Annotated in this window: 5 protein-coding genes and 2 pseudogenes; 1 reads left to right on the top strand and 6 read right to left on the bottom strand. The window is 53.5% G+C overall.

What is annotated here, in order from left to right:
* A pseudogene (locus E0501_RS21020) lies at positions 1 to 516 on the bottom strand (calcium-binding protein); the annotation flags it as partial.
* A 133-nt stretch (positions 517 to 649) separates the two neighbouring features.
* On the bottom strand, positions 650 to 5,923 hold the full coding sequence (locus tag E0501_RS21015) for a lipase family protein (RefSeq protein ID WP_137703373.1): 5,274 nt from the start codon (positions 5,921 to 5,923) through the stop codon (positions 650 to 652).
* Positions 5,924 to 6,116: 193 nt separating this feature from the next.
* On the opposite strand from E0501_RS21015, the gene E0501_RS21010 reads away from it, so the two are divergent.
* Positions 6,117 to 6,488 carry a hypothetical protein gene (locus tag E0501_RS21010; RefSeq protein WP_137703372.1) on the top strand — a complete coding sequence of 124 codons (372 nt, stop codon included), beginning with the start codon at positions 6,117 to 6,119 and terminating at the stop codon, positions 6,486 to 6,488.
* Positions 6,489 to 7,405: 917 nt separating this feature from the next.
* Here E0501_RS21010 and E0501_RS21005 read toward each other — a convergent pair.
* From E0501_RS21005 to E0501_RS21235, 4 genes and pseudogenes are all read right to left on the bottom strand, one after another.
* A complete protein-coding gene (locus tag E0501_RS21005; protein ID WP_137703371.1) occupies positions 7,406 to 8,122 on the bottom strand; it encodes a hypothetical protein in 717 nt (238 codons plus the stop codon).
* Between the two features lie 193 nt (positions 8,123 to 8,315).
* A complete protein-coding gene (locus tag E0501_RS21000) occupies positions 8,316 to 8,603 on the bottom strand; it encodes a DUF1330 domain-containing protein (RefSeq protein ID WP_137703370.1) in 288 nt (95 codons plus the stop codon).
* Between the two features lie 110 nt (positions 8,604 to 8,713).
* Entirely contained in the window at positions 8,714 to 8,917 is a 204-nt protein-coding gene (locus tag E0501_RS20995; RefSeq protein ID WP_137703369.1) for a YgaP family membrane protein, read from the bottom strand.
* 561 nt (positions 8,918 to 9,478) lie between these two features.
* Positions 9,479 to 9,686: pseudogene (locus E0501_RS21235) on the bottom strand (hypothetical protein); the annotation flags it as partial.

The raw sequence follows: 9,686 nt of genomic DNA, 5'->3' as shown, positions 1-9,686 counted from the left end.
CGTGTCGCCATCGTCTGTGCCGATGAAATAGTCATCCTCGGTCGAAGTGGTGTTGCTGAAGCTGGTCAGCGGAATATCGACGCCCGGCGCAAATGCCCCCGACGTGATCGCGCCGATATCGGTGATACCGGCATCAAGCGCGTTGAACTCGGCCACCGTGGTCGGAATGGTCAGCGGGTCGCCGCCAATGTGGAAAATCTGATCAAGGCCCGTGGTGTTGTCCAGAATGGCCAGAATGTAATGCGTGCCTTCCGAGGTGGTGATATACCCCAGCTGCACTTCGATATCTTCGGGCGTTTCAGTGCCGTTCAGGAACGATGTCACCGGGTCAGTTTCGGGTGTCAGCTCGATATAAGGCAGCGGATCGAGCGGATCAGGGTCCGGTACGACAACGGAATAATTGATAACGGCCGGATCGCTTGTAAACGCCAGAGCAAGGGTAGCCTCCTGGACAGAGGTGACATTGTCGAATTCATCACGCGCAACTGTGATGCCGGTAATTGTATAAGTTGTCATGGTGTCCCCAATCTCAATTTCTTCGTTCAAACTGCTTTGCAGCTACGTTGAAATGATAACATAGCGACTACATGCGACAAACACTGCGCAGTTCACGTTTGCTCAAGTGGCTGATCTGACGACAAAAAAACCTTCAGAAGATGAAGTCTACAGCTCCCAGATCGCTCAGTGAAACCCCTTGCAAAAGGATCGAACTGCTGCCACCGGTGATGATCAGCACATCGTTGCCTTGCTGCGTGGCGGCCGCCTCCACATCCGCGAAGCTGTTCATTGTCGAAAGGCCGGAGAAGTCCAGCTTCTCGTTGTCGTTCGTGGCCTCGAAATCCAGCACGATGTCGACCCCGTGACCATCGGCGAAAACGAACACGTCATCGCCCTGGTTGCCCTGGATCGTGTCGTTGTCGTCGCCACCGATCAGCACGTCGTTGCCCCTGCCACCGACCAGGATGTCGTTGCTGGTGCCACCATCGAGCGTGTCATTGCCGGTGCCACCGCGCATGTTGTCGAGGCCCCGGCGCCCGATCAGGGTGTCGTCGCCGTCGCCCGCTTCCATCCGGTCGCGGCCCTTGCCGCCATCGAGCTCGTCATTGCCGTCGCCGCCGGTCATCGTGTCGCGGCCCTTGCGGCCCCGCAGCACGTCGTCGCCCAGCCCGCCGTCGAGGGAATTGTCGCTCAGGTCGGTCATCAGCAGGTCGTCGAAATCGGTGCCAATCACGCCCTCGACATCGACCACCCGCCCCGGGTCGAGCTCGGTAAAGAGATCGCCCGCCGCGGCACGGCCGTTGCCGGCCACGTCGTTCAGGAAGTCGACGCGCGCCCGCTGCGTGGCACCCGCATAGCTGATGATGTCGAACCCATCGCCGCCGGTCAGCTGGTCAGCCCCGGTATCACCCATCAGCGTATCGTCACCGGCGCCACCGTCGATCGTGTCATCGCCGGCACCGCCCTGCAGGTAGTTGCCGATGCCATCGCCGGTCAGTTCCACGTGGAAATTGCCGATAAAGACGACATTCTCGACATTCACGACGGTGTCGAGCGGCACCACGATGTCGGTCGCCCCGACCTGGCCGGTCGCCAGGTTGATGAACGGCAGGAACGAGAACGACGTCGCCCCGGTCAGATCCACCTCGAGCGTGTCATTGTCCGCGCCACCATCGATGGATTCCTGGCCGTTACCCAGCCGCAGCAGGTCATCGCCATTGCCGCCGAACATGCTGTCATCGCCGACACCGCCATAAAGCGTGTCGTTGCCGCCGCCGCCGGTCAGGCTGTCGTCACCGTCTCCGGCCAACAACGTGTCATTTCCCACACCGCCATCCAACGTGTCGTTGCCTGTATCCGTCTGCAACAGGTTCGCGGAATCGTTCCCAACCAGTTCGACATCGAAGTCTCCGAGGAACTGATAGTTTTCGATCGAGATCAATGTGTCGAAGTCGCTAGGGTCCTGGATACTTGCTCCTTGTCGTCCGGCTGCGAGATCGACCAGTATAGTTGGCGCTTGAGTGTTGCTGGCACCCGTGAGATCAGCTGCCAGGAGATCGATGCCGTCGCCACCATTGTACGTGTCCAGACCTGTCGACACACGCAGCGTGTCGTTCCCTGCGCCGCCGAAAATTGAATCGTTGCCTGCGCCATCAGCTATGTCGTCGTCGCCATCCCCACCCAAAAGAGAGTCATTGCCGTCTCCGGCCAACAACGTGTCATTGCCCGCACCGCCATCCAACGTGTCGTTGCCTGTATCCGTCTGCAACAGGTTCGCGGCAACGTTCCCAACAAGTTCGACATCGAAATCTCCGAAGAACTGATAGTTTTCGATCGAGATCAAGGTGTCGAACTCGCTCGCATCCTGGATGCTGGCACCCTGCCGTCCGGTAGCAAGATCGACCAGGATGGTGGCTCCCTGCGGGTTACTCGCGTCTCTGAGGTCAGCGGTCAGGAGATCGTTGCCATCGCCTCCCTCGAATGTGTCCACGCCAGTCGTTCCCACCAGCGTATCGTCTCCCGATCCTCCCAGAACAGTGTCATTCCCGGCGCCATCGGTTATTTCGTCATTGCCGCTGCCACCCTCCAGGGAGTCATTGCCGCTGCCCCCATCGATCGTATCGCTACCCAGATCACCTGACAGAGTGTCATGCCCACCGAACCCATTAATGATTTCGTTGGCAGCTCCTCCGTAAATTGGGTTGTCTCCGTCATCACCATTGAGCAGCGCGCCAACACCAAGGAAATTCGACAAATCAAGTTGCGTTTCGCCCTGGACCACGATCTCCATGTCCGGAGATCGATCACCATTCGTGTCCGCCTGCACCACCAAACCCGCAGATGTTTCCAACCGTAGTTCTCCTGGATTCCCCATAAACGAACCCGTTCCCAAAAATGCAAAGCTTTGATTTCCAAGGCTGAAAAACGTCGAATTTGCATCGACTTTCTGCAGGTCAATGATGTCTTCGCTTCGATTGAAGTCAGTGATAACATCTCGTTCAAGTAATCCAGGCCCGCTTTCACCTACTGAAGAGTATTTGAAAGTATCCGCGCCATCGCCTCCGCTTAGGACGTCCTTTCCAGGTCCGCCCTCAAGTGTGTCTTGGTCTGGCCCTCCGAAAAGCGTGTCATTTCCGGCAAAACCCAAGATACTATCGTCCCCAGAGAGGCCATAGAGAATTTCATCAAACGGGAGTCCGCCAATGTCATAGTCAAACTCACCACCGAAAGAATCATTCCCATTCGTACCTGCTGCAACCCGAGATTCCGTACCAGCGAAATAACTAGAAGAAGACATAAAAGACAACGCGGGTTCGGCAAACTCCAAAGAACTCACGCTTTTCAAGTAAAGTTCCATTTTGTGTTCATAAACGGGCACGAGGTTATCATCTGAATTAGTCTTCAAGTCGTTCATAGGGACAATAACCCTAGCCCCTGGCTTTTCGAATCCTAGCAAAGAACCTCCGGCACTCCCTACAAGGGCCACATCATCTTGGCCATGCTCGATATGAAGAATACGCGAGTCTTGACCCAAGTTGGTCGACGTTCCGGGGGACCCAAATGTTATAACTTGCATATTGTTATGTTGGGAAAACTCTTCGGCAAACAGCTGCGCCATAGCTCCACCGAGACTGTGACCTGTTACGAAAAGCTTTTGTACGCCGTTAATCGAATCCTCGATATATGACCGCAAACCTGTAATCAGTGGAGCGAAATAGTCCCAATAAATTCTTGGCGTGAGCCACCCATCTGTCGCATCACCAATTTCATCGGTTCCAGTAAAGGCTATGAGTAAAGTATGTTCGCCATTCATAACTGTTTCACCAACATGCGCCACAGCCATGCGGTTTATAGGCGCTCTGAAAATACCGTTTTGAAACGTCCATACTTCAGTAAGAGGCGCGCCCGGATCACTTCGAAGCGGCATGCCCAACTGATGTGCATGGATGGGTGACCACAGAGGGTTCGCTGCCCCGAGAAATAAAGGAGAGTATGATCCAAGCGACGCCTTAGCGGCCTCAACTACATAGTTTTCAACAGTGTTGCTTTGTCTTTCAAATTCCCCTTCAAATTCTACCTTCTCAATATTTCTCAACGTAACGCTGTCACCGGAAATGCGGTTGATGAAAACGGCCGTGTTTGCATCGGCATCATCGAAAACAGTGTAGTGCCAGCGCTGCCCGGGAAGTAGGACGGTATCCAAATCTTCATACGAGCCATCGTCCGCGATTTCTCCGCCATCAATGAAGTCAGATCCTGTACCCGAGGAAATGAAATCATTGCCTTCATTCCCGTGGATGCTGTCATCGCCGCCGCGTCCGAAAAGATAGTCGTCGTTTTCGCCGCCTTCGATTGTGTCGGTGTCTTCGTGGCCAACGATGAAGTCTCGGCCCGTTCCACCGGACAGAGTATTTGTACCACCAGCGGCTATAAGAATATCTTCACCGCCACGTCCACGTAGCGTTCCACCGTTGGAGCTTCCAATGAAAAAGTCGAAGGTGTCCCGGCCTTCGATACCCTCAAAGTTTCTGACGGTATCCTGAGTATCGAAAATATCATACGCGGTCTCTGCCAGGAGCGTTTCAGAATGCGGCAGGAAACGTTCCGGGGATCCAGACGCATCGATGAACTGCATCAGCCTATCGAATTCGTCAAACGTGGAGAGTGTAAAATCCGATGTCGAAAGATTGACAGAAATATCTACTGTCGAGCTGTAGGTATTGTACCAGTCGAACCCTTCACCACCATCCAGAAGGTCGGTGCCTGCTCCACCCCACAAGGTATCATCGCCTGCACCTCCGTACAGATAGTCATCACCCTCATCTCCATTGGCGAGATCATTGCCAGATCGGCCAAGAATAAGGTCGCGGCCCAGTCCACCAGACGCAAACGCCGTGCCTTCAGTCATAACGATGACATCGTCGCCGTCTTGCCCATATGCAAGTCCGCCCTGGCCGGCCCAACTTGAAGCTTCGGTTTCACCCACAGTGATGATGATGTCCGCGTAGGGCGAACCCCAGACACTCTCAACGTTGCTGATCGCATCCGGAGACTCGCCCTCTAGCTGAAGGCTGTCGATTACGCTTTCGGCTTCAAGGCTTGTATGAATGGAAAGCTGAGTCCAAATGACCTCGAGCTCGCTGAAGTTCAGGTTGTCAGATGCTTCATTCGCCACTGCGCGGATGTCGGTCGCAGCGCCCAGATTAATGTGAACGCCTTGTTGCTCCGGGAAGGCAAACTCTCTCTCGACCCAATCAAAATCGCCCGGTGCGCGACTGGGTGCCGCGCCGTCTAGCTTTTGAAACCACGCGTTGTAAACGTCGAAACCATCGCCACCATCAATCGTATCTGTTCCATAGCCAGCAGATATAGTGTCATTACCATCCCCGGCTTCAATTAGGTCGTCGCCAACAACCCGGGTGCTTGTCACATATTCACCGTAAACACCCATCCCGCCTAATGTCACGGGCCACCCCCAACGCCACCACCCAAGCTCTCCGTAGATTACATCGTCGCCGGAACTTCCAATGAACTCATCATACGCATTTTGGCCGTCCCAGTGTAAATCTGTGTTGTAACCGACAATCTCTCCGCTTGTCGTCGTTGCAAATTCTACAGGCGCAATAGGTTCCACTTGAAATGTTTGACCAAGAGTCACCGAGTCGATCGTGCCGCTGTAGGAGTAAGTGTCCACTCCGTCGTTCGTGCTACCGGTGCCCCGTAAGTACCAGTCACTAATGACAACGTCAGCTTCGCCGACAGAAAAGGTCGTACTCGGCGCCGCGTATCCGGAGAATCCAATGTAGAAACCCGCGTTTGTTGCGGAGTAATATGGCCGAATTGAAGTGTCTGGATTCCTCAGGTCCTCGTAGAGGCTCCAGATATCCATGTTGTCGCCGGGCTGGAGAAAGGTGAATCTGGCCATATGAGATACGCTCAAGAAATTGATTCTTCTCCACTATCGTACAATGTTGAAATACTGCCCTGTCAAATGGAGGATCTACAGCGCGATACCCGGTCTTGCGCTGACATGCTTCGCAACCTCATCCTCGGGAATTTGCGGCGAGCGCGTCTCGTAGTACGATGCGTGCACAGCTATTCAAGCTAAGGAGAGTGCCATGACTATTTCGAGAGTATTACCCTCCATTTGCCTTGCCATTGCCGTACTGGCACAGCCAGCAATTGCTGGCTCGATGACAACGATCAAGACGGAAGACCAGTTCCGCAAGATCGTCGTGGGTAAGAAAATAGTTGACCCAAAAAGCGGCGCCTGGACGCAACCCAAAGCCAACGGGAGTGTCGTTGGAGGTTTCCAAGGTCAGAAAATCAAAGGTGCTTGGAATTGGCAAAACGGCATGTACTGCAGACACCTGATCATTGGAAAAAAAGATACCGGCACTGACTGTGTGATCTTTCAATCCGACGGGACTAAAGGTTCATACAGAACAAAAATGGGCAAAGGTGAGAAGAAAAGCTTTGTTTTGAAGTAGCCGGCTCTCGCGCGAGTGGTGTCAGACAAGTTCGGACTCGTTCTTGCTGAGACAGCTGCGCTTCGGCTTATGCCTTGCAGAGACTGACCTGCTCGGCCAGCGCAGCGGTTCGGTTGAGTACCAAATGATTTCGCGTAGAGAGTCCTAGATGTTGGTGGACTTGCATGAGAATTGAGGAGTGAGTTGACGTCTGGCATGCTTTCGACCCGCTGTTCTGAATGTCTGTCCAAACCGTCCATTTGCCCAGAATAACGTTCGCAAATGGACACTTGGACAGGTTGGACACCCCATCTCAAAACTGAACTGTCCATGGCTGAAGGCTACGAAAGTCCCGACCCGCCTCATGCCAAGAAAATCTGGCGAGATCTGCCAAGAAACCTCAAACAATAATCTTCAATAAGAGTTCGTGTGGAGAGGCTCAGGTCTAAGCTTGCATTGTTGGACGGTGCAAATGGGAAGATAATGGACCAGCCTCTCCACAATTAGAAGGTTCGCACTAAGTTCCGGTTTGATCTACAATGGCTCGGGAAAAAGTCTGTCGTCATTCTGGCGACAGTGTCCCCGAAATTTGGCAAGGCGACCCTGCTGCCGACATCACCGAAGAGAAACTTGAAGAGAACTTCGACAACAAGGCTGGCGTTCACTGCAGGGGTTACATGGAGCGGTGCTTCGCTTATCAGGATCGCTCGGGGCGGAGCATCAGCACTATTTCTGGGTTCGGGGATGCGCTTTGAGGGGGATCGGTTCCCAAGCCGGTCAATCGTGCATTCTGTAGTGAAGGGAAGCTTCAAGCCCGAAGGGGGCTCTCTTATTGTCTTGAATTGCCTCCCCCCAATTCACGAAGAAAAATGCTCAAGTGCGGAGACGCGCCTCGAGGCGATTCCTCAAAGATCATTGAAATACCTGATGAGATCGGTCTACTGCCGCAGTTTGACCCTCTTCACCTTCATGTCTCGAGAAACAAGGGTGTACGGAAACATGTTCAGCGAGTAAGAGCCGTGTTTGAAATAGTATTTCTGTGACCTAAAGAAGCCCTTTCCTGCGGGAGGACTGTATAGGCCCTTGATCTGAGGTCTGTCGTCGACTGCGACGAACACTTCAAAACCGCCGTGGCCGTCGAAGTCAACAATCACATCAAGCTTGTACTCGCTGCCATCCCTCTTGATGCGAACCTTGGATTTCTGGCCCATCATGCTGGATACCTTTCGGCAATTGTTTCCCGGTTTGCTGCCGATCTTGTATTCGCTGTCGAAGGTTAAGTGCCCCGACGGAAGTACATTGATTTTCAAAGGCGGCGCGCAGCCGTTGCGACCATCGTGAATCTGGAAGATGCCAAATGTCTCGGCACTCGGCGATGTGACCGCTAGATTTGTGGAAAACAGATATGTGCCCGCCCGGCTCGCACTCATATGATCTGTCGCGATCTCAGATCGCTGGTTGAAGATGCCACCCGGGCAATGGTTGGAACTGGTTTTGAAAATATACGTCCGCCCCTTTTTCACCAACGCTCCTGGGTCTGCACCACATGAGACCCGCCAAGCCTGGAGAGGGGATGCCTGAACGACCTCAGGAATACCTAAGGCAAGGAAGAACCCGGTGAGAAAACACGAAGTGAATGCATAAAGCCGAAGCATGAGCCTCTCCTTTCGGAAATCCTCACTTTTGGCTTTAGGAGGCCTCCGATAAATCCAATATATGGCAACATGTAATTTGCGCAAAATCTTGGAGCGAGTGGCGGTCGTTTTGCCGGATCGCAGCGGACGGCGGGTCGGAGCCCAACGCCGACAAGCCGAGCAACTTCGACATCCCGGCGTTCAGGTCTTTTGCCTAAAGCCCCTCAACAAGGATCAGGTCGGTATCAGAGATTTTTTCTCTCACCGAACGAGCTTCGGTGTATGCCTCAGACTCATAGAAAGTTCGGGCAGCGTCAATGCTTTCAAATTCGATTACGATCGCCAAGCCTTCTGCACCGCCCTCGCGATGATCGGGCGACGGATTCCTGACCAGAACTTTGCCATTGTGAGCTTTGATCGCAGCCCCGGAAAGTTGTTTGAACTCCTCAAAAGCATCTTTGTCTTGAACGCGAATATGCGCAATGAGATAGCCCTTCGGCATTTTAAAGACTCCTAGATTTCAATTTTTTGAGCTTGTTGGGTTTGTGCATTCAGCGCGAGACCAGACATCGAAAAAATGGCAAATCTCACTTCTGCTATCACCCCAAGGCTTCAGGCGAACCCTGCCTTGGTCGGCAATCCAAGCCGCTTGAGTGTCATGACAACCGGACACATGCCAGTGAACGAGGCCTGAATCAGGTGTGCGCCCATTATGCCAGTCAGCCATAGCCAGTTCTGATTATGAAAAGCAGCAAGCAGAACACTTCCCAGAACAATGATACCGACAATCAAAAGAATCGAACGTTCGACGGTCATGATTCCCTCCCTTGTTTCACAGGAACATTATGCTCGGAAACCGCGATTTATCCAATATTGGTGGTCTAATCGACGAACGCTTGGCTTGCTTGCAGTCCTTAGACCAAATCACAGCGCACGGCCGTTCCGATCACAAAGCCATCACAGGGGCTAGCTATTGTATAGAGCGGCTGCGATCCGGGTTGACGCCCTATACGCTGTGCTGAAACCCCGTCCAATCTGTCTATTTGTCCAGAAGAGCGCTGGCAAATGGACAGTTGGACAGGTTGGACATGTTCCCTCATTCGTCAGGAGAATTGCCCCTCCCGCGCGACAAAGGAAGCCGCGGGAGGGACATACATTTACAGGAAAACACTTTAGGTATGGTGACCATCCAGGACTGTTTAAATGACATAGCTGTGACGTGTTGCGGTCAATTTAGTGGAAAAATTCATCGAACAAGATCGGTGTCCAACCTGCTCAAATGCCCATTTGCCAGCGTGCTTCTGGACATATGGACAGATTGGTCACTGCGATCCAACCAAACGCGCCTACAACACCCGATCGCAGTTGACGGCTCGGCTAGAAAATGAAGTCGGCCGCGTCCAGTTGGCCCAGATCGACGTTCTCCAGCAGGATCGACTTGCCGCCACCGGTGTCGATCAGCACATCCGCGCCGACCTGGCTCGCCGCCAGCCCGAAGGCCGCGATGTCCGAGATCGAGCTCAACCCCGAGAAGTCGAGTTTCTCGTTGTCGTTCGTCGCCTCGAAATCCAGTACGATATCGACG

This window comes from Marimonas lutisalis (assembly GCF_005434965.1).
Lineage (GTDB): Bacteria > Pseudomonadota > Alphaproteobacteria > Rhodobacterales > Rhodobacteraceae > Marimonas_A > Marimonas_A lutisalis.
This window is presented reverse-complemented; position numbering and strand designations above follow the sequence as displayed.

Excerpts from the sequence above, each read along its gene's own strand:
- E0501_RS21015 (WP_137703373.1), bottom strand. The coding sequence starts at position 5,923 with ATGGCCAGATTCACCTTTCTCCAGCCCGGCGACAACATGGATATCTGG.
- E0501_RS21010 (WP_137703372.1), top strand. The coding sequence starts at position 6,117 with ATGACTATTTCGAGAGTATTACCCTCCATTTGCCTTGCCATTGCCGTA.
- E0501_RS21005 (WP_137703371.1), bottom strand. The coding sequence starts at position 8,122 with ATGCTTCGGCTTTATGCATTCACTTCGTGTTTTCTCACCGGGTTCTTC.
- E0501_RS21000 (WP_137703370.1), bottom strand. The coding sequence starts at position 8,603 with ATGCCGAAGGGCTATCTCATTGCGCATATTCGCGTTCAAGACAAAGAT.
- E0501_RS20995 (WP_137703369.1), bottom strand. The coding sequence starts at position 8,917 with ATGACCGTCGAACGTTCGATTCTTTTGATTGTCGGTATCATTGTTCTG.